Here is a 25,342-nt window from a genome sequence, read left to right on the forward strand (position 1 = left end):
GTAACTGAATACTAAGTTAACATTCAGAAATCTTCTTAAAAAATATTTAACCAATTGTTTTTGTGGTGATTTTTGTTTTTATTCGGCATTCAGGTAGGAAGTCACGAGACTTAATGAGCAATTCAGTTTGCATTAAGCTTTCTTACAACTTGTTGAGATAGACACTTCCCTGAAAACAAAAACCACACTAAACATCTGGACTTTTGATGTACATTCTCGAACGGCGCATAAGATACACAAACGCTTTTTACAGATCAACCTTAATATCAAACTAATATTATCAACCACCAAAAAACACACTTGCACTCCACTAAAACCATGTAATAACCTCCATTATTATATTAAATTAATTTAATAACAGATAATTACACATAAAAACCATATTTACACCACATTAACCAAGCTTTATGGATTGTTGTGAGAGTTTTCAAATCAACCAAGGCTAAATATCATGCACACAAAGGTGGTCATTCACGACACAATCCAAAGTACTAAGGTCATTAGTTCTGAACTAACCACTTGTATAAATGAAAGTTTTGTTTTCCATAGTACTTTAGAACCAGGTTCCGATATTCATGACAAACTTTCGACTGGGAATGATGTAACTTTTGAAACAATCAAGCCAGATCAAATAATCACTTTTTCCACGGATACCTCTTTTTTAAATTCGTGCAAGGATGACTTCAGAGCGTACCTATTCTTATAAATTAACCTTAAAGCCAAGGATAGAACCACTTAAACAAACAGAAAAAAGCCAAGCTTTTGTAAAAATCAATGTACAATCTTTGAACAACCCTCTTATTTTAATAGCCGGCTATTTACAAAACCGTATAAAGTGGCGAGTCACTAAAGATCTACCCACGCTATCACAGTGTGTACAGCACTAGAAAACGACTCACTGATCTGATCCAAAACTTTTGGACACCTCATTAAGTGAGTAAACTAACTCGTAGAGGTGAAAAATAACGCCCCCAAAGAAAACCAGAAAAACTTATTCAGCCGAATTTAAATAAGAAGCCTTGAAGCTGGCGACCAAAATTGGAATTGCGCAGGCTGCACGAGACCTCACTGTTTATGAATCTCGGATCTATGCTTGGCGTAATGTCGCGAGCGCAGAGAGTGCCAAGTTAAGACGCCAGTTGGCTGAGCAAGCTAAGGAATTAGAAATCTTAAAAAAGGCGGCCACCTACTTCGCAAAAAACCAAAAGTAACTCGATTGGAGTTTATGAAAGACAACTGCGGGTCATTCTCAATACACAGGATGGCCTATATATTGTCCGTGTCGCCAAGTGGGTATTATTTATGGCTAAAATCGTGCCAGCAGCTGAGTAAGCGCAAGCAAGCCCGCGATACAAAAATTAAAGATGAGTTGAGCGGGACAGTGCTCGACGCATTCCAGCTGAGCTTGAAGAGCAAGGTGAGAAGTATGATATTAAAACCATTATGTGCAGCATGGAGCGCTAAGGGCTTGTAGCCAAAGCGGCCCGCAAGTTTAAAGCTACAAAGTACAGTAAACATTCATGGCCTGTTGCACCGAATTTGCTTGAGCAAGACTTTATCACTGATGGGCCAAATCAAAAATGGGCTGGCGACATCACCTATGTAATAACGAGCGAAGGTTGGCTCTATTTAATTTAGCTTTCATCACCGATTTATATTCACGGTCAGTAGTTGGTTGGTCGATGAGTAAGCGCATCACATCAATCTTGGTGTGATGCTCTAAAAATGGCGCTTTGGCGACGCGACAAGCCCAAGGAGTTATTGTTCACAGTGACCGTGGCAGCCAGTATTGCTCTCATGCTTATCGGAATATGATTGAGCAGTACGGATTAACTCATAGCATGAGCCGCAAAGGTAACTGCTGGGAGCGTCAACGCTTGTGTTGAGAGCCTCTTCCATTCACTGAAAGTTGAGGCGGTTCAATACGAACTAATTATGGATCGTTAAGCGATGTTTCAGCAAATACTTGAGTACCTAGAAATTGATTACAACAAAAAGAGAAGGCATAGTGTCATTGGCTATCTAAGCCCTGAAAGATTTGAATAACTGAAAGTAGCTTAATGAAGTGTCCTGTTTTACTGGATCAGATCATTTTTTTAGTTATGAGTTTAACGTTGCAGAGACAGACCAAATACTGAGGAAGAGCTAGGTACCACAGCCGTTTTCATATATGTGGCGAAAGATCTTACTGAACTTATCGCAAGCAAAATTAAGAGATTAAGAATCTGTTCTTACGGAAACATTCAGCGTTTCTTGAAAGCGACAGAAAATAAATAAAATAATTTACACATCAATTAATAAGAAAATACAATGATCACGATGGAACAATATTTTATTGGCTTTTTAGTTTCTTTGATCAGTTTTATCGTTGCTGTATCGATTAGCAAACAGGGACATAAGCTAGTTCAACCTTGGATAAAAGCCATCGTGTTACTAACATCAGTACTTTCGTTTTTTATCTGTATGTCTATACTATCAAACCTATTCTCAAATGCGGTTATGATAAGTAAAGCCGCGGATCAGGCGATCATATTTATACTATTCGGTTTTGGGATCTACAAATTTATAGCACATACTAAAGCCAAAAGTCGCCAGTAAAATCAGATCAACATTTATCGCTGAACATAACAAGGAGTTGGAATGCGTGAAGAAAACCGACAAGTCCCACAACAATTGGGTCAATATCTGTATCAACAAATTAAAGAGCCGTGGAGCGAAGCGCGACTCGTATTGGACTATCATGACGACAATATGCCGAGGTGTTCCGCTTTCTACTATGACACCAGCACTCCCAAACAAGCACATGTCATACCTGTAAGTGATGAAATTTCCGTCCTTTTTCTAAGCTTGTTCGAAAATGCGACAGCAAATCAAGAAGAGAACTGGCAAAAGGCTATTTTCTCAGTACAGCGCAGTGGTCAATTTAGTTTGAACTTTGAAACTACGGAAAATGAAGATTAAGTTAAAATCTAACGCTTCGATTAAACTGGTCTCGTAAATTGAAAGAGGCCAACAATAATGTTGGCCTCTCATGTTTAAAGCGAAGCAATACTTTGGTTAATTGCTTCCAGAGCTCCTGCTGGATTGTCAGCTTTAGTGATCGGACGCCCTATCACTAGATAATCACTACCCGCTTTCACTGCTTTTTCAGGGGTCATAATACGTTTTTGATCGCCAGCATCAGCACCTGCTGGTCGGATACCTGGTGTCACAAGCTTAAATTCCTCACCGAGTTGAGCTTTTAAAAGTTCGGCTTCTTGCGCAGAACAAACCACGCCATCTAGACCTGATTCTTTCGCTAATTTTGCAAGATATAGCACTTGCTCTTGAGGTGTCTTTTCAATTCCAAGCTTTAGTAGCTGACCTTGATCCATACTAGTTAATACGGTCACAGCAATAAGTAGCGGCGCTTTATCACCGTAAGCTGCCAACGCTTCTTTTGCTTTTGACATCATTTCATGGCCGCCGCTGGCGTGAACATTTACCATCCACACGCCAAGTTCAGCCGCAGCAGTTACCGCTTTTGCAACTGTGTTTGGAATATCGTGAAATTTTAGATCTAAAAATACATCAAAATTCATATCTACCAGTTTTTTTACAAACTGAGGGCCAAAATAGGTAAACATCTCTTTACCTACTTTCAATCGGCATTCGTCAGGTGAAAGCTGAGAAACAAATGATAATGCAGCTTCTTCATTATCATAATCAAGCGCAATCAAAACCTTTTTTAAATCTTGTGTCGACATAGTTACCCTATTTGGCCAAATTAAAAACCTAAAAACCGTCTAACCCACGGCTCGGAGCAAGTGACTCCCAATGTTTGCAGGAGGGACATAACCAGTACATTGTATGACTTGTAAACCCACAATGACCACATTGATAATTCGGCTTAGTTGCAATATAAGACTTTACCAACTTATCTATTTCTTGTAGTACGTGATCTATTTTAGCATCTTTGCCACTAATGAGTTGCAGCAAATAACTAAAGCCCCTAATTGATGGTTCACGCTTTAAACTATCAGTTAGAAACTCTATCGCCTCAGAAATATGACCTTTTTGGACTAATCCTTGGCAGAACTTAATTCTGATCAGCACTCCTCCTTTTTCTAATAGCTCGGAGACTAACTCAAAGAATTGCTCATGAATATTTAATTTAACATAACAAGATTCTAGGTCTTCTATTACTAGTGGCGCCATAAATACAAATTGGCTCACGAGCTTTCGCCAATAATATATACACTTCACGTAATCATCGTGTTTGTATGCATCTTTGCCCATTTCATACAAGGGTCTTACTGTTTCATGCGCGAGCGCTGTCGCTTTTTCGAATAAGCTTGGATTCTTTTCTTGATTTGCAGCTTCACAATAGAAGTTTGCAATAGTCGCGCAATGAGACGACTTTTTAAAAAGCTCAGGATGCGCTTCATACATATGAACGCCTTTTCGCCAATCTCTAGTTTGAGAGTATAGGTTTAAAATTGGATCGAGTGCATCCTTAAACCCAAGCTTTACAAGAATGACTAAGTGTTCTTCAGCGCTATCCAATAGACCGGCTAAGACGTAATCTTGAGCAAGCTCTAGACGACAGGACTTCACCACTTCTTCGTCTAGATTAGGTTGTTTAAGTAGTAGCTCATGAATTTTTATCGCTCTATCTAACTCTCCCCGCTTTCTAAAGAGCGATGCGAGTGTTAAATAATGGTCGACGGAGTCTGCTGAGACTTCAAGTAATTTGGTGAGGTGTTCAAGACCCTGATCTTCTTCCCTATCTAGTAGGAATTTTAGGCCTTTACTGTATTCAGAGGTAATTTGTCTACTTTGCTCTAGGGCTTGATTCTTAGCACTATTTTTACCCATAACATAACCGTAAGCGGCAGCTACAGGTAGTAATAAAAACAGTAGCTCGATCATAACTAGCGTTCGGCTGCTTGACTAAGCTTACTATTACTTTTTTTTAGGCGATGATTTTGCCATTTAAGCTTAGATAAAACCGACGCTGTTACAAGTAAACCAATAATTATCCCAAGAGCTAAGCAAATACTCATTAAGGTTGCGAGTGGTAACTCTGCACTTGCAATTACAAAATTGACATTAACAACTTGTGGATTTTGTGTTCCAACTAAAAATGCAATCAGTATGGCAACAACAGCTAATCCCTTTTTCAATACTGCAACCAAGTTTAGCTCCGTTAGACTTAATTATTTAAGCTTTCGTTTACTCTATCGCGCAGCTCTTTGCCTGGCTTAAAGTGTGGTACGTATTTACCATCCAATTCTACTGTCTCGCCCGTTTTAGGATTACGACCAGTGCGAGGGGAACGGAAGTGAAGCGAGAAACTACCAAAGCCACGGATTTCGATACGTTCCGAGTCTGATAATGAGCCAGCCATTTGTTCAAGGATTTCTTTTACCGCATTCTCTACATCTTTAACAGGAACGTGAGCGTGCTGCAGTGCAAGTTGTTCTATCAATTCAGACTTTGTCATAATGTTTCCTTTAGTGTAAAAGGAAGGGCTGAGCGCCCTTCCTAGTTTAAAGACTGATTAATTAGTCTTTTTGAGCATTTTTGAAAGCTGCAGCCATTGCGTTTTCGAACGCAGGCTCATCTTTCTTAAGCTTCTCTAGTACTTCTTTTTCTTCAGCTTCGTAGATAGCTTTAACTGATAGGCTGATAGTACGGTTCTTACGATCAACACCTACAAATTTAGCTTCGATTTCGTCGCCTTCAGAAACAGCAGCAGTCGCGTCTTCAACACGCTCTTGCGCGATGTCAGCTACACGGATGTAACCTTCAACGCCTTCGATTAGCTCAACAGTTGCGCCTTTAGCATCAACTTCAGTCACTTTACCTTTAACAATAGCACCTTTTTTGTTGGCGTCTAGGTAGTTAGTGAATGGATCAGCGTCGATTTGCTTAACGCCTAGAGAGATACGCTCACGCTCTGGGTCAACTTGTAGAACGATAGCTGTGATTTCGTCACCTTTCTTGTACTCACGTACAGCTTCTTCACCTGGAGTGTTCCAAGAGATGTCAGATAGGTGTACAAGACCATCGATACCGCCGTCAAGACCGATAAAGATACCGAAGTCAGTGATAGACTTGATCTTACCAGAAACTTGGTCGCCTTTGTTGTTAAGACGAGCAAATTCTTGCCAAGGGTTAGCTTTACACTGCTTAAGACCTAGAGAAATACGACGACGCTCTTCGTCGATTTCAAGAACCATAACTTCAACAGTATCACCTAGTGAAACTACTTTTGAAGGGTGGATGTTCTTGTTAGTCCAATCCATTTCTGAAACGTGTACTAGACCTTCAACGCCTTCTTCGATTTCAACGAAACAGCCGTAGTCAGTTAGGTTAGTTACACGACCAGTAAGCTTAGCACCTTCTGGGTAACGACCAGCGATAGCAGCCCATGGATCTTCGCCAAGTTGCTTAAGACCTAGAGAAACACGAGTCTTCTCTTTGTCGAACTTAAGTACTTTAACGTTGATTTCGTCACCTACGTTCACGATCTCTGAAGGGTGCTTAACACGCTTCCAAGCCATGTCAGTGATGTGTAGAAGACCGTCAACACCACCTAAGTCTACGAATGCACCGTAGTCAGTAAGGTTCTTAACGATACCCTTAACTTCTTGGCCTTCAACAAGGTTTTGAAGCAGCTCTTCACGCTCTTGTGAGTTCTCAGACTCGATAACAGCACGACGTGAAACAACAACGTTGTTGCGCTTCTGGTCTAGCTTGATTACTTTGAACTCTAACTCTTTACCTTCAAGGTGAGCTGTGTCGCGAACTGGACGTACATCAACAAGTGAACCAGGTAGGAATGCACGGATTGAATCAACTTCAACTGTGAAACCGCCTTTAACTTTACCGTTGATAACACCAGTAACAGTCTCTTGCTCTTCACAAGCTTTCTCAAGACGGATCCAAGCTTCGTGACGCTTAGCTTTTTCACGAGAAAGGATAGTCTCACCGAAACCGTCTTCGATTGCATCTAGTGCAACGTCTACTTCGTCGCCTACTGCAACTTCTAGTTCACCAGCAGCATTTTTGAATTGCTCTGCAGGGATTGCACTTTCAGACTTAAGGCCAGCATCAACAAGAACAACATTGTTCTCAATAGCGATTACTGTACCTTTAACGATTGAGCCTTGCTCAACTTCAAAACCCTGTAGGCTTTCTTCAAATAACTGCGCAAAATTTTCTGACATACTAAATACGTCTCTATAAAGTTAAATTACCAATTAGCAACCATGCTGCATGGGGTTATTAAATAAACACTAGCTTCCTGCCTGTGTCATTATAAATTACTTAGGTAAACAGCTTTTTGGAAGTTTACCGGCCACAATGGCGTCTTGAATAAAAGACATAACCTGTTTGAACACTTGCTCAGCATTATGCTCAGTTGTATCAACAACTACCGCATCGCTAGCAGGAACTAATGGGGCAACCTTGCGATTCATATCGCGATCATCGCGAGCTTTAATGTCTTCTAACAGACCACTTAGTGTAACATCATGGCCTTTCTCATTCAACTCAACAAATCGCCTGCGAGCACGTTCTTCTGCACTTGCAGTCAAATAAATTTTAAGTTCAGCATCAGGGAATACCACCGTTCCCATATCGCGTCCATCTGCAATTAAGCCAACTTCAGTTCTAAAAGCGCGCTGACGTCGTAATAATGCTTCTCTTACTCGAGGTAGCGCCGCAATTTTTGACGCAGCTGCGCCGACTTCTTCATTGCGAATGGTGTTAGTAACATCTTCACCTTCAAGTACAATTTTGCTTTTTTTAGTTTCTTTATCGATAGAAAACTGTACATCCAAATTGGCAGCGAGTGGGACTAAACCCTCTTCGTTATCAGTTGCAATTTGGTGGTGTAATGCCGCTAACGAAAGCACGCGATAAATCGCACCGCTATCCAACACTTCCCAATTTAATGTTTCAGCTAACAAGCGACAAACAGTTCCTTTGCCTGAACCACTTGGGCCGTCTACGGTGATAACTGGCATAGCTGCCTGCATTTAGACCTCCTAAAAATGCTCACCTGAATTTGACGGCGCATAGTATACGTCAATTTGCTGAATATATCCTTATTTACCTGTCATTTTTTGTTATATCTCAAATTATTAGTGCAACGCAAAATGCTATACGCCAGGTGCGAACTGGCTTTAATTGAAAGAAATTCAGTCAAACACCCGTGTATTTGACTTTGTTAAGATTGACTATTTTATAGAAGATTTTAAGGTGTTGAAGATCTTCAACACCTTGGATGAAATTAATACTGACTAATGCTTTCTAACACTGAAAAATAGGTTGGGAAAGTTTTTGCCGTACATTTAGGGTCGTTAATCGTGATAGCTTGACCACCCACAGCAACCATCGAGAAACACATCGCAATACGATGGTCATTATATGTGTCTACATCCGTGAAATTAAAATTAGCCGGTGGCGTAACTTCGATAAAGTCGTGCCCTTCTACCACTTCTGCGCCTACTTTTTTTAGCTCAGTCGCCATGGCAGCTAGCCTGTCGGTTTCTTTCACACGCCAATTGTAAATATTACGAATTGCCGTTTTACCTTTTGCAAATAGCGCTACGGTTGCAAGCGTCATCGCCGCATCAGGGATAGCATTGGCATCAATATCCACACCATTTAACTCACCTTTTCGGACAACGATACGCTCATCATGCCAATCAATGTTTGCACCGACTTGTTCCATCACTTTGGCAAAGCCAATATCACCTTGCACACTTTGTTTACCCACTCCCTTGATCTCAATTTCACCACCTGCAATTGCGGCTGCAGCAATGAAATAAGAAGCTGACGAGGCATCCCCTTCGACCATAAGTGTTCCAGGAGATTGATACTGCTGGCCTGCTTTTACCACAAAATGTTGGTAATCGTGGTTTTCGACATGAACCCCAAAATGCGCCATCACGCCAATAGTAATATCAATATAAGGCTTTGAAACCAGTTCACCTTTAATCGCAATATTCGTATCGCCACTAAAAAGCGGTGCCGCCATCAATAATGCAGTTAAGAATTGGCTTGAGATACTGCCGTCAATCTCAACTTCACCACCAGCAAGTTGCTTACCTGCAACTTTTAACGGCGGGTAGTCTTTGTTTTTGAGATATTGAATATCGGCACCAAGCGTTTGCATGGCATCGACAAGATGGCCAATTGGGCGCTCTTCCATTCGTGGCTCACCAATCAGTTCATAATCACCGGGTATAGCTGCAAGCACTGCTGTTAATGGGCGATATGCTGTACCAGCATTGCCTAAAAATAGGGGCTCAACGGGGGTGTTAAAGTTGCCACCATTTCCTTTGACCAGTGCCACCTTATTATCGTCTTCTAACGTTACTTCAACGCCTAACTGAGACAATGCGCCTAACATATGGCGGATGTCATCGCTATCCAATAAGTTCGTCACTTTTGTCGTGCCTTCGCACAATGCTGCAAGCAACAAAATACGATTTGATAAGCTTTTAGAGCCAGGTAGCGTCACACTGCCACTGACTTTAGTAATAGGCTTGAGAGTCAATTGTTCCATCAACTGTTCTCCCGTGCGAATTTATCCATAAATGCAACTAACGCTTTGATCCCTTCAATTGGCATGGCGTTGTATATACTAGCTCGCATACCGCCAACAAAACGGTGGCCTTCAAGTGCAATTAAACCGTTTTGTTCTGCCTCTGCCAAGAATTTAGCATTTAGGCTGTCATCATTTAACCAAAATGGTACGTTCATCAATGAGCGACAATGTTTTGCAACTTTGTTTGAATAGAAGTCAGAGCCATCGATGTAATCGTATAAAATGGCTGCTTTTTCTTGATTGTGCGCTTCCATAGCTTTAACACCACCAATGCTTTCAAGATACTTGAATACCTCAAACGCAAGATACCATGCAAATGTCGGTGGTGTGTTGTACATGCTTTGCTGATCAGCCTCAATGGCGTAATCAAGGATAGCAGGTCTTGGCAGCCCTTCACGCTTCAATAACGTCTTACGTACAATGGCGATACTGAGACCCGAAGGACCGATATTTTTTTGCGCACCAGCATAGATCAAATCAAAGTCATCGACGTTAATTTCACGAGATAAAATATTGGAAGACATGTCCGCTACAATTGGTGCGGTTGCATGCTTTGGAACGTCAAATATTTCAATACCATCGATGGTTTCGTTTGGACAATAGTGAATATATGAAGCGTTTTCTGGTAGCTTCCACTCAGAGACAGGTAAAATATCGAATTGACCATTTTCGTCAGTACGAATATTAATCGCATGCGTTTGCGTGAATTTTTCACCTTCTTTCGTCGCACCGGTAGACCAGATCCCGTTCTCGATATATACGCCAGGTACACCATCAACATGTAGATTTAGCGGTACAGCTGCAAAGTGACCTCGGCCACCACCATGCATAAACAGGACTTCAAATTCATCAGAGATGTTCATCAAACGACGTAAGCTGGCTTCACACTGCTTCGCCATCTCCAAGTAAGGCGCTGAACGATGGCTAACTTCCATCACCGACACGCCTAAATTTTGCCAATCTAAAAATTCTTTTTGCGCTTTTTTCATAACTTCAACAGGTAACATCGCAGGACCCGCGCAAAAATTATAAACCGTCATATTTTTCCTCATTCCAAATAATCTAGATCATCCAAAGAATAGCGTTATTCTCATGACTTTTTGGATGAACAGTGGGCTGCCCGACTAAAACGTCGGATTGTTGGTAGCCTTAATTTATCAGGCTTCAGGCTCTTGTCATAGAGGAACAGATTGAAAAAATTGACAGAAAGAAAAAAAGCGACCGAAGTCGCTTTTTTTTGGATAGGGTTTTTTATTCCTCTGCGTCAGGTTCCGCAGCCGGTGTTGCTTCACCTTCAAACTCTGCAACATCACCTTCAGGCAACGCTTCCACTTCAATTTCTTCGATGCGTTGAAGACCAACTACCTTTTCTTCTTCCATCGTACGGATCAGAATAACACCTTGGGTGTTACGGCCTACCGTAGAAACTTCGTTTACACGCGTTCTAACTAGCGTACCACGGTTTGAGATCAGCATGATTTCATCGTTGTCATCAACTTGAACCGCACCAACCACAGAACCATTTCTTTCAGTTACTTTGATTGACACAACACCTTGTGTTGCACGGCTCTTCGCTGGGTACTCTTCAAGCGGTGTACGCTTACCATAACCATTTTCAGTTACGGTCAAGATTGCACCATCGCCTTGTGGTACGATTAGTGATACCACTTTCACGTCATCTGGCATCTTGATACCACGAACACCTGTTGCTGTACGGCCCATCGGACGTAAAGCCAACATTTCTTCGCCAGTTTCAGGATCACGCTTCACTTCACCTGTTTCAGAATCTCGCTGCTTCTCGTTAAAGCGTACAACTTTACCATGCTCAGTAAATAGCATGATGTCATTTTCACCTGTGGTGATGTTAGCACCGATCAGGCTATCGCCTTCGTTCAAGTTGATAGCAATAATGCCACTTGCACGCTGACGGCTGTATGCAGTCAGCGGTGTTTTCTTAACGATACCACTTGCCGTCGCCATGACGATAAACTTATCTTCTTCGTATTCACGAACCGGTAAAATTGTCGTAATACGCTCATCAGCTTCGAGTGGTAACAAGTTAACAATTGGCTTTCCGCGCGCAGCACGTGATGCAAGCGGCAGCTGGTAAACTTTCAACCAATACAAGCGGCCAGAAGTGGAGAAACAAAGAATTGTATCGTGAGTATTTGCAACGAGTAGACGTTCGATAAAGTCTTCATCTTTCATCTTAGTTGCAGATCGCCCTTTACCACCACGACGCTGAGCTTCGTAATCGCTAAGAGGTTGATACTTCACATAGCCTTCGTGAGAAAGCGTAACTACAACGTCTTCTTCGTTGATCAAATCTTCTAAACTGATATCGTGCGCAGCAGCGGTGATCTCTGTGCGACGCTCATCACCATACGTTTCTTTGATTTCAACTAACTCATCGCGGATCACTTCCATTAAACGCTCTGGAGTAGAAAGGATGTACAGTAGCTCAGCAATAAGATCGAGTAGTTCTTTGTATTCTGCTAGAATTTTCTCGTGCTCAAGACCCGTTAATTTGTGTAGTCTTAAGTCTAGGATTGCTTGGGCTTGTTGCTCAGACAAGTAATACTGACCATCACGGATCCCTAATTCTTCCGCTAACCAATCTGGACGCGCAACATTTTCTTCGCCTGTGCGCTCAAGCATTGATTTAACGTTACCAAGATCCCAAGCTCGCGCAGTTAGCGCCGCTTTCGCTTCCGCTGGTGTTGGTGACTTACGAATAAGCTCAATGATTGGGTCAATGTTAGCTAGCGCAATTGCGAGGCCTTCAAGCGTGTGCGCTCGGTCTCTTGCCTTACGCAGGTCAAATACAGTACGACGCGTTACAACTTCACGACGGTGAATAATAAACGCATCAAGCATTTCTTTCAGGTTGAAACACTTAGGCTGGTTGTTGTCTAGTGCAACCATATTGATGCCAAACACAGTTTGTAGTTGTGTTTGAGCATATAGGTTGTTTAGTACAACCTCACCGACTTCACCGCGTTTGATTTCAATAACAATACGCATACCGTCTTTATCCGACTCGTCGCGCAGTGCACTGATCCCTTCAACCTTTTTGTCTTTAACAAGTTCAGCAATTTTTTCGATTAGTCTTGCTTTGTTAACTTGGTAAGGAATTTCATGAACGATGATGGTTTCTTTGTTTGTTTTCTCATCGACTTCGATTTCAGCTTTCGCGCGGATATAGATCTTACCACGGCCTGTTTTATAGGCTTGTTCGATGCCGTTTTTACCGCTAATGATGGCGGCAGTCGGGAAATCAGGACCCGGAATATAGTCGATTAACTCTTCAATGGTGATGTCTGGATTCTGGATCACAGCCAAACAGCCATTGATCACCTCAGTTAAGTTGTGAGGTGGAATATTGGTCGCCATACCAACCGCAATACCAGATGAACCATTCACCAATAAGTTAGGCACTTTAGTTGGTAACACATCTGGAATTTGCTCTGTACCATCGTAGTTTGGTACATAATCAACGGTTTCTTTTTCAAGGTCAGCAAGTAACTCGTGAGCGACTTTCGCCATACGTACTTCGGTATAACGCATCGCAGCTGCAGAGTCACCATCGACAGAACCAAAGTTACCTTGTCCATCTACGAGCATATAGCGTAGAGAGAAAGGCTGAGCCATACGTACAATAGTATCGTAAACCGCGCTATCACCATGCGGGTGATATTTACCGATTACGTCACCAACTACACGAGCTGACTTTTTATAAGGTTTGTTCCAGTCATTTTTAAGTTCATTCATCGCGAACAATACACGACGGTGAACAGGCTTTAGGCCGTCACGTACGTCAGGTAATGCACGACCTACGATTACACTCATTGCATAATCTAGGTATGAATTTTTTAATTCATCTTCGATATTGACTGGCAGGATTTCATTGGCGAGATCAGACATTTGACTCCACTTTCCTTCAGTGTCCACCCCTTTTGTGTCACACTACAACTTGTGTTGAGATGCTATCTGAATAGCAAATTGCTTTTTCTGCTGAAGCGCCAATTAAACGCACTTCAAAAAATAGCCGAATTGCCTCAGAGTATCAGCGGGGGCTTTGTTTATTATAAAATTCGTCAAGCATGCTAACACACTTTTTACCGTTTTACAGGTGCTATTTTTATCTAATCCCCTTTATAATGCGCTCAATTCGACGAGGAAGTTTTTTATGACCGAACATCAAAATATAGACCCTAATGAAATCGCTAAATTTGAAGAAATAGCAGAGCGCTGGTGGGACCGAGAGGGAGAATTTAAACCATTACACGACATTAACCCGTTGAGGTTGGACTTTATTAACGATAAGTGTGAAGGCCTATTCGCAAAAACAGTATTAGATGTCGGTTGTGGTGGCGGGATTTTAACAGAAAGCATGGCTAAGCTGGGTGCAAATGCAACCGGTATCGATATGGGGCAAGAGCCGCTTAACGTCGCAAAGCTCCACGCATTAGAGGTCGGCGTTAACGTAGACTATCAAAAAGTGCCAGCGGAAGAATTCGCAGCCATGCACCAAGGTGAGTTCGATGTAGTAACTTGCATGGAAATGCTAGAACACGTACCAGACCCAGAATCCATTATTCGTTCAGTCGCACAGCTAGTTAAGCCCGGCGGTCATGTATTTTTTTCTACCTTAAACAAAACTACAAAAGCGTATTTACTGGCTATCGTCGCCGCAGAAAAACTGCTTAAAATGGTTCCTGAAGGCACGCATGAGCATGATAAATTTATTCGCCCTTCGACTTTAATTGATTGGGCTGAAAAATACGACCTCAAAGTTAGGGCGGCGACAGGGATTAACTACAACCCTATCGGCAAAACATTTACCTTAACTAAAGACGTTTCAGTTAACTACATTCTACATTTTGAGAAGCTGGCATGATCCAGGCGGTACTATTTGATTTAGACGGCACCTTGCTGGATACCAGTGATGACTTGGGAGCCGCACTAAACCACGTTTTAGCTGCTAATAAAATGCCTACTGTCGGCAAACAGGTTTATAGCAGTGCGATTTCAAACGGCGTAGCAGCGATGTTGCAAGTAGGATTTGGTGAGTCATTAAAGCACTACGACATTCAAATATTACGGCAGGGTGTACTCGACTACTACCTGGCGAATTTATCAGTACATTCCCAATGCTTTGCGCAAATTGGTGAGTTATTAGCGGCACTTTTAGAAAAAGAGATTCAGGTTGGGATCATGACGAACAAACCTGAGTTTTTAACGCTTCCGCTACTAAAACAGATCCCTGAACTTGCAAAGATCGAGACAGTAGTATGCGGAGATACACTGGCGGTGGCCAAGCCTCATCCAGAACCTTTGCTATTAGTGGCGTCAAAATTGGGGATTTCGCCAGAGCAGTGTATTTATGTTGGCGATGCTGAGCGAGACATTATTGCTGCAAAATCCGCAAAAATGATTAGTGCAGCAGCAATGTGGGGATTCATTCCATCTGAATCCGAAGCTAAGTCTTGGCATGCGGATCTCTATCTTACTAACCCATTAGACACGTTATCGCATATTTAGTGTCGATAAAAAAATAAAACACCATATATTGTGTTTTTGCTATAATAGATACGAATTTGTGTAGAAAAAAATCAGTTAGAATTTTTTTTTATTTTTGCTGAAAAGCATCATCTTTTTGTTGATTTTTCTTTGTGGGCAGATAAGTGGATTGTCATAGGTTAGTGGATACTTACATAAATAAATTATCCCAAACTTATCCACAATTCTGCCCGAGTTGTTCTCTTGCAAATTCACGTCAACCCCACTATCTTGTGATCCCTAGCCACTAGGGCACCATATATAGTGGTGGTTTGCTAAACAATTTTATATTCGTGCGATATCTAAAGCGCGTTCCTAAGGAATACAGGCACATAACATGAACCAACAGCTATCTGTATGCAAAAGAAACGGTCGCAAAGAACCGTTAGATCTAGATAAGATCCATCGTGTCATTACATGGGCGGCAGAAGGCCTAGATAACGTCTCAGTTTCTCAGGTTGAATTAAAGTCACACATCCAGTTTTATGACGGTATTCGTACTGGTGATATCCACGAAACGATTATTAAAGCTGCAGCCGATCTGATCTCAAAAGAGTCTCCAGATTATCAGTATCTAGCCGCTCGTTTGGCTATTTTCCACTTGCGTAAGAAAGCCTATGGCTGTTTTGAGCCGCCGCACTTACACGACCATGTGGTAAAGCTGGTTGAAGACAAGCGCTATGATCAGCACCTTCTTACCGACTACACAAAAGCTGAGTTTGATGAGCTAAACAGCTACATCGACCATAGCCGAGATATGAACTTCAGCTATGCAGCCGTTAAGCAGTTGGAAGGTAAGTACCTTGTACAAAATCGCGTAACGGGTGAGATCTATGAAAGTGCGCAGTTCTTATATGTTCTAGTTGCTGCAAGCCTGTTTGCAAACTACCCGAAAGAAACGCGTCTAGATTACATTAAGCGATTCTACGATGCGGTTTCAACATTCAAGATTTCATTACCAACGCCAATAATGGCTGGTGTTCGTACGCCGACACGTCAGTTTAGCTCTTGCGTACTGATTGAATGTGCTGATAGCCTAGATTCAATCAACGCGACTTCTTCTGCGATTGTAAAATACGTCAGTCAGCGTGCCGGTATTGGTATTAACGCAGGCCGTATTCGTGCACTTGGTAGCCCAATCAGAAATGGGGAAGCGTACCACACTGGATGTATTCCGTTTTATAAGCACTTCCAAACGGCTGTTAAAAGCTGTTCTCAAGGCGGTGTACGTGGTGGCGCGGCGACCCTATTCTACCCGCTTTGGCATCTTGAAGTTGAAAACCTATTAGTACTAAAAAATAACCGTGGTGTTGAAGAAAACCGCGTACGTCATTTAGATTATGGCGTGCAGTTCAACAAAACCATGTATAGCCGCCTAATTAAAGACGACTATATTACGCTCTTTAGTCCATCAGATGTGCCAGGTCTTTACGACGCATTCTTTGAAGATCAAGATAAATTCGAAGAACTGTATGTTAAGTACGAGCAAGATGAGTCTATTCGTAAGAAACGCATTAAAGCGATTGAATTATTCTCAATGTTTGCGCAAGAACGTGCGAGCACCGGTCGTATTTATCTACAAAACGTTGACCACTGTAATACACACAGCCCGTTTGACTCTAAGGTTGCACCGATCCGCCAGTCAAACCTATGCCTTGAAATTGCACTACCAACGAAGCCGTTAAGCCATGTAAATGACCCTGAAGGTGAAATTGCACTTTGCACGCTTTCAGCGTTTAACTTAGGAGCCATCAAGTCTTTAGATGAGCTAGAAGAGTTAGCAGAGCTTGCGGTTCGCGCACTTGATAACCTATTAGACTATCAAGACTATCCTGTTCCTGCTGCGTACAATGCAACGATGGGACGCCGTACACTGGGTATCGGTGTGATTAACTTTGCTTATTATCTTGCAAAGAATGGTGTTAAGTACTCAGACGGTAGTGCTAACGGCCTAACACACAGAACATTTGAAGCGATCCAATACTATCTGATGAAAGCATCGAATGAACTGGCAAAAGAACGCGGCGCTTGTCCTAAGTTTAACGAGACGACCTACTCACAAGGTATCATGCCAATAGATACCTATAAGCGTGACCTTGATAAAGTCTGTGAAGAGCCATTACGCCTTGACTGGGATGCGTTAAGAGCAAGTATCCAAGAACACGGTATGCGTAACTCAACGTTGTCAGCCTTGATGCCATCGGAAACATCATCGCAAATTTCAAACGCGACAAACGGTATTGAACCACCTCGTGGTCATATCAGTGTTAAAGCAAGTAAAGATGGTATCTTGAAGCAAGTTGTACCTGAGTACGACCGCCTCAAGAACAACTATGAACTACTTTGGGATATTCCATCTAACGATGGTTACCTTGCGCTGGTTGGTATTATGCAGAAGTTCATCGATCAAACTATCTCTGCAAATACCAATTATGATCCAAGTAAGTTTGAAGCAGGTAAAGTTCCTATGAAGCTATTGCTAAAAGACTTACTCACCGCATACAAACTTGGTGTTAAAACACTTTATTACCATAACACCCGCGACGGTGCTTCTGATGCTCAAGATGAGATGAAACCAGAAGCAGAAGACGATGGTTGTGAAGGCGGCGCTTGTAAGATATAACTTTTTATGCGGGTGGTCATCACCCGCTTTTTTAGGTATTGAGTAACACATTTATGGCATATTCTACGTTTAGCAGAAATCATAACGACCAATTAAAAGAACCGATGTTTTTCGGACAAACTGTTAATGTATCTCGCTACGACCAACAGAAGTTCCCTATTTTCGAAAAGCTAATTGAAAAGCAATTATCGTTTTTCTGGCGTCCAGAAGAAGTAGACGTAAGTAAGGATAGATTGGACTTTCAGGCACTTCCTGAGCACGAAAGACATATCTTTTTGAGCAACCTAAAATATCAAACATTGCTAGACAGTGTGCAAGGTCGCTCTCCAAACGTTGCGCTTTTGCCGATCGTCTCCATCCCTGAGCTTGAAACTTGGATCGAAACTTGGGCTTTTAGTGAAACGATCCACAGTCGCTCTTACACTCACATTATTCGTAATGTGACGCAAAACCCTGAGTTAATCTTTGATGACATCGTGGGCAATGACAAAATTGTTGAACGTGCGGATGCAGTTACCAAGTATTACGATGAACTGATTGAAAAGGTAAGCCTTTATAATCAGTACGGTGAAGGCAAGCATGAAATTAATGGCACAACGGTCGTCATAAACTTGTTTGAGCTGAAAAAGCTCCTGTACCTTTGCATCATGTCGGTAAACATCTTAGAAGCAATCCGCTTCTACGTGAGCTTTGCCTGCTCATTTGCTTTTGCTGAGCGCGAGCTTATGGAAGGTAATGCAAAGATCATCAAGCTAATTGCTCGTGATGAGGCGCTTCATTTGTCTGGCACACAGCATATGCTGAATATCATGCAAGAAGGCAAAGATGACCCTGAAATGTCTATCGTGGCAGCACAATGCCGTGAAGAAGCAATTAAGATGTTTGTTGAAGCAGCTGAGCAAGAAAAAGAATGGGCTGAGTATCTGTTTAAAGACGGTTCAATGATTGGCCTGAACAAAGATATTTTGTGTCAATACGTTGAGTACATCACAAATATTCGTATGTCAGCGGTTGGTTTACCAACGCAATTTGAGACCAAATCGAATCCTATTCCGTGGATCAATGCTTGGCTTGTTTCTGACAATGTTCAGGTTGCACCACAGGAAGCTGAGATCAGCTCATATCTTGTTGGACAAATCGACTCTGAAGTCGATGCCTCTGACTTTGGCGATTTCGACTTGTAATGGTTGAAAAGCCATCCTTCCTAATTCAGGTTGAGAATATTGAGGAGCCACTGGAATATGTGGCTTCTTCGTCTTCGATACTCGAAACCCTTGAAGCAGCAAATATTGAAGTCCCCTATCAATGCCGCGAGGGTTTTTGCGGTGCTTGCCGCGCCAAGCTCATCGAAGGACAAACACAGTACGCGAACGAGCCACTTGCTTTTGTGAGAGATGGGGAAATTTTATTGTGCTGTAGCAGACCCACAAGCCACATTAAAATAGAGTTGCCGTAAATAACCAAAATCCGAGATAGCAATTTATTCTCTAGCAGCCATTATTCCTAACTAATGCCTTAAATCAGCTTGGTAATTCGAGTACGAATGTAGTGTTCGCTATCAGTAACACTCATCGCCCCATTTTCAAAAATCACATCCCAATGTAAACTTCGCGTCAGCATTTCACACAATTCAACCACAAAGTCCGTGGGAATACTAAACACAGAGAAAGATCCAATAAACTGTAATTGCGCTCGACGCTCTTCAAACCATTGCTCACCGTCAGCACACAACACCACAACCTTAGCATAAAGCTTTTCATACTTGAGTATCTCATCGACCTCTAAGGTACCAATAAACAAAGCGACTTCAACCTGGTCGTTGTCGTCTTCTAGCCATACGTCCGGCCAATGTTTTTTCTCCGCCTTGCTCCACTTTGCCGGCTTATCAAAAGACAGTGCGCATATCCCAAGTAATTTCATCGCAAAGTGCTCACTACTTTCTTTTGACAACATGGCGGTGGTAAATGCTTCTTCATGGTGGCTATGGTGAAATAAGTCAGCAACCTTAATCCTTGCCTTGAAGACAAATGGTTTGTTCATTACGTTGTGCTCACTTTGACTTGTTCCTTAACTATAGTTGTAATTCTAATTTCAACAATAACTAAGTTATAGTATAACGTTATTGATCCTCCAAATTTGTAGTGTTATATTATCACTCTATTAGCCGAATAGGCTCACTCGTTCAATACATAATCTAACTCGTGGTAATAAAATATGTTTAAGCAGTCTCTTATCGCCAGCGCATTAATTTCAATAATCGGGGCAGCGCCAGCTTATGCTGCACAACTAACAGGTAAAGTTGTTGACGCAAACAATCAACCACTTAGTAATGTAACCATCCATCTTCATGGCAAAAGCAAGTCAGTTAAATCAGATAAGAATGGCCAATTTACCATTACAATAGATGCTGATTCTCAATTACACGTTACTAAGCCTAATTATCTTGATAAACGTGTAGATGTAGATGAAGCCCAAGGATTTGTTCGAGTCGAACTAAAACCAACATCTGTTGAGAGCATTGTTGTTTACTCTTCTGCCCTACATAAAAATAGTATGGAAATGACCTCTCCGGTCAGTGTATTAAGTGGGGATGAGCTAAAAAACCGTGCCAAACCAACACTGGGTGAAACACTAAAAGGCCAACCAGGGATCAATGCTAGTTACTTTGGTCCGGTGAGTTCAAGCCCTATCATCCGTGGTTTAGATGGTCCTCGGGTTAAAATCACGCAAAACGGGTTAGACAGTAGCGATGCCTCGCGCGTTGGCCCAGATCACGCCAACACTAATGACTCGCTGGCTGCGCAGCAAATTGAAGTGCTAAGAGGTCCTGCAACCCTACTTTACGGCTCAGGTGCAATCGGTGGTGTGGTTAATGTTGTTGATAATCGTGTTCCGACAGACGTGATCGATAGCCTTCAGGGCGCTGCCGACTATAGCCATGATACCAACTCAAATACCAATACCTTTGCGGTATTATTAGAATCCGGCTTTGACGGATTTAACTTCCATTTCGATGGCGTTAAGCGCAAAGGTGGTGATTATGAAACCCCTAATTTCGCGCTTCCACACGACGAACATGAAGAACACGAGCATGAACATGAAGGCGAAGATCATGCCCACGAAGCAGAAGAGCATGAAACAGAGTACGCCAATCGCGTCGACAATACCTTTATCGATTCTGAGCAATTTAACTTAGGTACAAGTTACGTTGGCGATCATCTGACCGTTGGTTTCTCTTATGGCCGTGTTGATACGGACTATGGCATTCCTGCTCACTCTCATATTGGTCATGACCATGATCACGAGCATGAAGAGGAAGGGCATGACCACGAAGAAGAATCCGTATTTGCTCGAGTAAAACAAGACCGTTGGCAAGGGCTTGTAAATTATGCAGTACACAGTGACTGGCTTGAATCTGTTGGCCTACGTGTCGGCTACACCGATTACGAACACGCTGAAATTGAAGATGGAAACATAGGTACTGTATTTGAAAATGATACAACTGAGTTACGCTTAACGGCAGAGCACCGCTTAGGAGAGTGGCACGGCACTGTTGGTTATCATTTCTCCGACAGCGATTACGCCGCAAACGGTGCAGAAGCTTTCACGCCATCGACCAATACCAAAACGCACGCACTTTATATCCTTGAAGAACGTCGTTTTGGAGACTTCACACTTGAGTTAGGTGCTCGTATTGAAGACTACCAGTTATCAAGCAAAGGCAATCAACTGGAAGCGTACGAAGAAGATCATGACCATGAAGGTGAACACGACCATGATCACGACCACGGCCATGGTGGTAACTTAGATAATGGGTTTATTTCTTATGACCTGGAAATGACCAATCTAAGCTTGTCTATTGGTGGCGTGTACGACTTTGCTGAAGGCCAAAACGTCGCTGTTTCGCTGTCTCGCTCGGAGCGCGCACCATTAACCGCCGAATTGCTTTCAAATGGCATTCATATCGCAACCAGCACCTATGAACTAGGGCTTGGTTATGAGCTAGAAGGTGATCATTTACACTTTGAGCCGCAAGATATCGAACAAGAAACATCAAACAACCTAGACATTAGCTTTAGAAAGTTCTCAGGTAACTTTGGCTATACCGTTAATTTCTTCTATAACGACATCGAAAACTTCTACTATCAGGCATTAACAGACTATATCTATAGTCCAGAGCACGGTTTAGAAGTGGCGGATCATGCACATGAAGGCGCTGTTCCGGTGTTTAAGTTTGAAAGCAGTGATGCCAAGCTATACGGCCTTGAGTTTGATGCCCATTACAAACTAAGCAACTTTGCACGCGTCAAAGTGTTTGGTGACTCGCTGACAGCGAAGTTAGATAACGACGAATATTTACCACGTATTCCAAGCAACAAGCTAGGTCTCGATTACGAACACAGTTACGAGAACCTAACAGCTAACTTCACGGTGACACATTACTTCAAGCAAGACAACATCGCGAGCTATGAAAGTGAAACTAAGGGCTATACGTTAGTGGATATGTCGTTTAACTATGACTTTGAGTTTATGGGCAGTGACATGGTTGGTTATGTTAACCTTGATAACCTAACAGATGAGCTAGGCTTTGTGCATAGCTCGTTTATCAAAGAGCAAGCCCCTCTTCCAGGTCGTAATATCAAGCTTGGTATCAGAGGCTACTTTTAATACCGATTCCTTTCTTTTATAGAAGCCAAAAAGCTACCTCTTGTGGGTAGCTTTTTTATTTGGATTATTTATATTTTACTACTTCTTATACTCAACGTGATGAAGTTCTCAAAGTTGGTAGCGTCTAAAATATCAAGCGTGAACCTATGGCTATTCACCCAACGAGATAATATCCAATCAATGTTAGGATCTTTCAAATCACGCAGTGCAAGGATAAAGTCGCCTGTTGATGCTCCGCTTTTAACATGTGCTGCATAAAAAGTACGTAGTAAATGATTAAACCTTTCCTCTCCTAGCTCATGATGCAAAAGCGCAAAAAATAGCGCCCCTACCGAATAGGCATTAAGCCCAGCTTTTCCATACTCTTCAAACGCAGTCGTTAAATATTTAGGCTGTTTAACGAACTGGTTTTTTGCTCGTTTTAGTACGTTTGTCATATGCGAGCTTAAAGACACCCTTTTATTCAGCCGTGAATCCGTTAAATATTCTAAAAAGGTAGCCTTACCTTCATTCCAGCGTGGTGAGTAGCTTTCATTCGAACGTGGGTCCCATAGATGACTCAGTTCGTGATACAAACGAGTTACCTCCACAAACCCCTCGCTGTCTTGAATAATTGCGGTAACATCAGCTTGAGCACCAAACCCCTTTGGGATCTCTATAAAGCTAAACTCACCAGTGCTTTGACGTTGACCAAACCAACTTTCATACAATGTTATGGTTTGTTTTGCCTTTTCCATATAGTCAGTTGCATATTTATTTCCCGGTAACGTAAATAGCTTAAAGCCATGCCCTTTTGTCACGGTATATGGTGCGACCATGAAGTCCATTCTCCATGAGGGTTTCTGGTTTTTGTATGAATAAACCTTTCGTCCTTGATCGGTTTCTGTTACGCCTAGTAAAATTCCACCATTTGCTACTACTAAGCCGCTATCCACTTCGATGCTAGCGGTGTAGTTATACAGCTTCTGCCAAAAGCGTGACGCGCGATTGACCCTATCATCAGGCACTGTGATGAGCGGATAAGCATATGCGTCCATACGAATAATAGAAAACAAAGGGGTGATGTCATCTTTAATATAAGCCATCCCAGTTTCTACATACCCCTTTATATGGCCAGAATAATTAACAGTAAAAGTTGTTTGTTGATCGGGTTGGAGCGCCTCAGATAACGATAATTTAATATAATTAGACTGAAATAGTGAGTCATCTATATTACTTACTACTCCTTGTGTATAGTTGAGGGACTTACCCGCTTCCGAAGTGATATCGACAACACTAAGCAAGCGATAAAGTCTTAATGGGATTACTCTAGTTGGTGTTGTTCCTTGATTTTTAACCGTTATCGTTGCGCTGCCAGATAGATTGCTTGTTTGTGTATGTATGTTGAGATTGAGATGATAGTTGGTTGCAAATGTTTCTATTTTTTCAATGCTGGGGAGCTCGCTTGCTGAAGCAGAAATGCAGCTTAGCCACAAAAAAATACGTAGCAAATACATCGTCTATCCTTAATATTATTTTGTTGTTTTAACAAAAATAGAGCGGAAGGCATGTTTTTACTACCATATTTTTTTGTATCATTGTTTTAGATCAAAAAACAAAATCTGTTAATCACTAAACCTGCTAGGTTCTCGTACCAAAGATTTTGTCACCGGCATCACCAAGCCCAGGGACTATATATCCTTTCTCATTTAAGTGGATATCTAATGCTGCCGTGTATATTTCAACGTCAGGATGCGCTTCTTCCACCAACTTTACTCCCTCAGGCGCAGCTACCAGCACAATCGCTCTGATCTCTTTTGAACCTGCTTTTTTTAGCATGTCGATAGTAGCAATCAGCGAGCCACCCGTTGCCAGCATTGGATCAATAACCAAAGCAAGTCTAGCATCGATATTGCCCACCAACTTCTCAAAATAAGGCACTGGCTCAAGTGTTTCTTCGTTACGCTGTAAACCCACAACACTTACTTTAGCTGCTGGGATCAATTGCAGTATGCCATCTAGCATTCCCAAACCGGCTCTTAAAATTGGCACTAAGGTGATCTTTTTGCCTGTCAGCCTTTTAACTGTTAATTCGTTACCGTCCCAAGCAGAGATGACCTGATCGCTCAACGTCAAATCTTTTGTTGCTTCGTAAGTGAGTAAGTTGCCAACTTCTGAGACAATTTCGCGAAAGTTTTTGGTTGATATACCCTGCTCTCGCAAGAGTCCAAGTTTATGCTGAACTAATGGGTGATCAATTACATGTAATGCCATGGCTGCGTATCCTTATAAACTGCTAAAGAAATCTTCTGGTTTATGCCTTACTGGCTTTGTACACTGCACCGTAGGCGTACCTAAATAAAGATAGCCAACGATCTCATCTTTTTCATCGAGACCAAGTTGCTTTTTCACTTCTGGACTCTGGGCAAAGTAACCCGTTCGCCACACACCAGACAACCCCTGTGCAAAAGCGGCTTGCTGCATAGCAAGTACACTACAACCGGCACTTTGAATTTGCTCAATACGAGGCACTTTTGGATGTTCTTGATAAGGAGATACTGCGATGATCAACATAGGCGCGCGCTCTGGTAGCTCTCTCGCTCTATCTATCACCCGCTGCTCTTGCAGCTCTTTCACCGCCGCTTGATAATAGATTTCACCTAGCTTTTCGCGGCCTTTTTCTTCAACTGTAATAAATCTAAACGGTGTTAAGCCACCATGATCTGGCACTTTTAGTGCTGCTTTTTTAATGATTTCTAACTGAGCTGGATTAGGTCCAGGAAAAGACAGATTGCTATCTGACTGGCGTGTTAAGAGTAATTCTATGGCGTCCATTAACTCATCCCGTGTTGTGCCTTCAAAATGGCCGTGAATTATACCAATTTGACTTAATACGTGTCTCGAAA

At 42.1% G+C, this 25,342-nt stretch carries 21 protein-coding genes and 1 pseudogene; 9 read left to right on the forward strand and 13 right to left on the reverse strand.

The features are described from left to right. Positions 1 to 1,019: 1,019 nt before the first annotated feature. The 3 genes and pseudogenes from L1271_RS14305 to L1271_RS14315 all read left to right on the forward strand — a co-directional run bounded on the left by L1271_RS14305 (position 1,020) and on the right by L1271_RS14315 (position 2,961). Positions 1,020 to 2,046, forward strand: a pseudogene (locus L1271_RS14305) (IS3 family transposase). Positions 2,047 to 2,310: 264 nt separating this feature from the next. Then, positions 2,311 to 2,598 (forward strand): hypothetical protein, encoded by a 288-nt coding sequence (locus tag L1271_RS14310; RefSeq protein WP_010604837.1) that lies wholly within the window; start codon positions 2,311 to 2,313, stop codon positions 2,596 to 2,598. 42 nt (positions 2,599 to 2,640) lie between these two features. Continuing rightward, positions 2,641 to 2,961, forward strand: a complete 321-nt coding sequence (locus L1271_RS14315) for a hypothetical protein (protein ID WP_010604838.1) — start codon at positions 2,641 to 2,643, stop codon at positions 2,959 to 2,961. A 74-nt stretch (positions 2,962 to 3,035) separates the two neighbouring features. Here L1271_RS14315 and pyrF read toward each other — a convergent pair whose 3' ends face one another. The 9 genes from pyrF to gyrA form a co-directional block, all read right to left on the reverse strand. Next, on the reverse strand, positions 3,036 to 3,746 hold the full coding sequence (gene pyrF / locus L1271_RS14320; RefSeq protein WP_010604839.1) for an orotidine-5'-phosphate decarboxylase: 711 nt from the start codon (positions 3,744 to 3,746) through the stop codon (positions 3,036 to 3,038). Positions 3,747 to 3,774: 28 nt separating this feature from the next. Beyond that, positions 3,775 to 4,911: a lipopolysaccharide assembly protein LapB gene (locus tag L1271_RS14325; protein ID WP_010604840.1), complete on the reverse strand. Its 1,137-nt coding sequence runs from the start codon at positions 4,909 to 4,911 to the stop codon at positions 3,775 to 3,777. A 2-nt stretch (positions 4,912 to 4,913) separates the two neighbouring features. After that, positions 4,914 to 5,177 carry a lipopolysaccharide assembly protein LapA domain-containing protein gene (locus L1271_RS14330; protein WP_010377035.1) on the reverse strand — a complete coding sequence of 88 codons (264 nt, stop codon included), beginning with the start codon at positions 5,175 to 5,177 and terminating at the stop codon, positions 4,914 to 4,916. A 17-nt stretch (positions 5,178 to 5,194) separates the two neighbouring features. Next, positions 5,195 to 5,485: an integration host factor subunit beta gene (gene ihfB, locus L1271_RS14335; RefSeq protein ID WP_010377033.1), complete on the reverse strand. Its 291-nt coding sequence runs from the start codon at positions 5,483 to 5,485 to the stop codon at positions 5,195 to 5,197. A 61-nt stretch (positions 5,486 to 5,546) separates the two neighbouring features. Next, complete coding sequence (rpsA, locus tag L1271_RS14340; protein ID WP_010604841.1) at positions 5,547 to 7,214, reverse strand: 30S ribosomal protein S1; 1,668 nt, start codon at positions 7,212 to 7,214, stop codon at positions 5,547 to 5,549. 96 nt (positions 7,215 to 7,310) lie between these two features. Further along, complete coding sequence (gene cmk, locus L1271_RS14345) at positions 7,311 to 8,027, reverse strand: (d)CMP kinase (RefSeq protein WP_235368117.1); 717 nt, start codon at positions 8,025 to 8,027, stop codon at positions 7,311 to 7,313. 254 nt (positions 8,028 to 8,281) lie between these two features. Next, positions 8,282 to 9,562 carry a 3-phosphoshikimate 1-carboxyvinyltransferase gene (aroA, locus tag L1271_RS14350; protein WP_235368118.1) on the reverse strand — a complete coding sequence of 427 codons (1,281 nt, stop codon included), beginning with the start codon at positions 9,560 to 9,562 and terminating at the stop codon, positions 8,282 to 8,284. Further along, positions 9,562 to 10,644 carry a 3-phosphoserine/phosphohydroxythreonine transaminase gene (serC, locus tag L1271_RS14355; RefSeq protein WP_039495791.1) on the reverse strand — a complete coding sequence of 361 codons (1,083 nt, stop codon included), beginning with the start codon at positions 10,642 to 10,644 and terminating at the stop codon, positions 9,562 to 9,564. The genes aroA and serC overlap by 1 nt, the downstream gene beginning before the upstream one ends. Before the next feature lie 211 nt (positions 10,645 to 10,855). Next, positions 10,856 to 13,528: a DNA gyrase subunit A gene (gene gyrA, locus L1271_RS14360; RefSeq protein WP_235368119.1), complete on the reverse strand. Its 2,673-nt coding sequence runs from the start codon at positions 13,526 to 13,528 to the stop codon at positions 10,856 to 10,858. A gap of 265 nt (positions 13,529 to 13,793) precedes the next feature. Here gyrA and ubiG point away from each other — a divergent pair, with 265 nt between their 5' ends. The 5 genes from ubiG to yfaE all read left to right on the forward strand — a co-directional run bounded on the left by ubiG (position 13,794) and on the right by yfaE (position 19,245). Next, the gene (gene ubiG / locus L1271_RS14365) at positions 13,794 to 14,504 is read left to right on the forward strand and encodes a bifunctional 2-polyprenyl-6-hydroxyphenol methylase/3-demethylubiquinol 3-O-methyltransferase UbiG (protein ID WP_235368120.1); all 711 of its coding nucleotides are present in this window, start codon (positions 13,794 to 13,796) and stop codon (positions 14,502 to 14,504) included. Continuing rightward, positions 14,501 to 15,148 carry an HAD family hydrolase gene (locus tag L1271_RS14370; protein WP_174168817.1) on the forward strand — a complete coding sequence of 216 codons (648 nt, stop codon included), beginning with the start codon at positions 14,501 to 14,503 and terminating at the stop codon, positions 15,146 to 15,148. Before ubiG ends, L1271_RS14370 begins: the two co-directional genes overlap by 4 nt. Before the next feature lie 355 nt (positions 15,149 to 15,503). Next, complete coding sequence (gene nrdA, locus L1271_RS14375) at positions 15,504 to 17,789, forward strand: class 1a ribonucleoside-diphosphate reductase subunit alpha (protein ID WP_174168816.1); 2,286 nt, start codon at positions 15,504 to 15,506, stop codon at positions 17,787 to 17,789. A 53-nt stretch (positions 17,790 to 17,842) separates the two neighbouring features. Further along, complete coding sequence (gene nrdB, locus L1271_RS14380; protein WP_102056861.1) at positions 17,843 to 18,973, forward strand: class Ia ribonucleoside-diphosphate reductase subunit beta; 1,131 nt, start codon at positions 17,843 to 17,845, stop codon at positions 18,971 to 18,973. After that, positions 18,973 to 19,245 (forward strand): class I ribonucleotide reductase maintenance protein YfaE, encoded by a 273-nt coding sequence (gene yfaE, locus L1271_RS14385; RefSeq protein WP_010604851.1) that lies wholly within the window; start codon positions 18,973 to 18,975, stop codon positions 19,243 to 19,245. The genes nrdB and yfaE overlap by 1 nt, the downstream gene beginning before the upstream one ends. Before the next feature lie 59 nt (positions 19,246 to 19,304). Here the strand turns inward: yfaE and L1271_RS14390 are convergent, their stop codons facing one another. Further along, positions 19,305 to 19,829, reverse strand: a complete 525-nt coding sequence (locus L1271_RS14390; RefSeq protein WP_235368121.1) for a YaeQ family protein — start codon at positions 19,827 to 19,829, stop codon at positions 19,305 to 19,307. Positions 19,830 to 20,003: 174 nt separating this feature from the next. Between L1271_RS14390 and L1271_RS14395 the strand changes: the two genes are divergently transcribed. Continuing rightward, positions 20,004 to 22,457: a TonB-dependent receptor gene (locus L1271_RS14395; RefSeq protein WP_235368122.1), complete on the forward strand. Its 2,454-nt coding sequence runs from the start codon at positions 20,004 to 20,006 to the stop codon at positions 22,455 to 22,457. 68 nt (positions 22,458 to 22,525) lie between these two features. On the opposite strand, the gene L1271_RS14400 is transcribed toward L1271_RS14395, so the two are convergent. The 3 genes from L1271_RS14400 to L1271_RS14410 form a co-directional block, all read right to left on the reverse strand. Then, positions 22,526 to 23,953 (reverse strand): M1 family aminopeptidase, encoded by a 1,428-nt coding sequence (locus tag L1271_RS14400; RefSeq protein ID WP_235368123.1) that lies wholly within the window; start codon positions 23,951 to 23,953, stop codon positions 22,526 to 22,528. Between the two features lie 124 nt (positions 23,954 to 24,077). Continuing rightward, positions 24,078 to 24,710, reverse strand: a complete 633-nt coding sequence (upp, locus tag L1271_RS14405; RefSeq protein WP_235368124.1) for a uracil phosphoribosyltransferase — start codon at positions 24,708 to 24,710, stop codon at positions 24,078 to 24,080. 12 nt (positions 24,711 to 24,722) lie between these two features. Next, the gene (locus L1271_RS14410; RefSeq protein WP_010604857.1) at positions 24,723 to 25,271 is read right to left on the reverse strand and encodes an NAD(P)H nitroreductase; all 549 of its coding nucleotides are present in this window, start codon (positions 25,269 to 25,271) and stop codon (positions 24,723 to 24,725) included. Between the last annotated feature and the right edge of the window lie 71 nt (positions 25,272 to 25,342).

The sequence above is a fragment of the Pseudoalteromonas sp. OF5H-5 genome, from assembly GCF_021530695.1.
Lineage (GTDB): Bacteria > Pseudomonadota > Gammaproteobacteria > Enterobacterales > Alteromonadaceae > Pseudoalteromonas.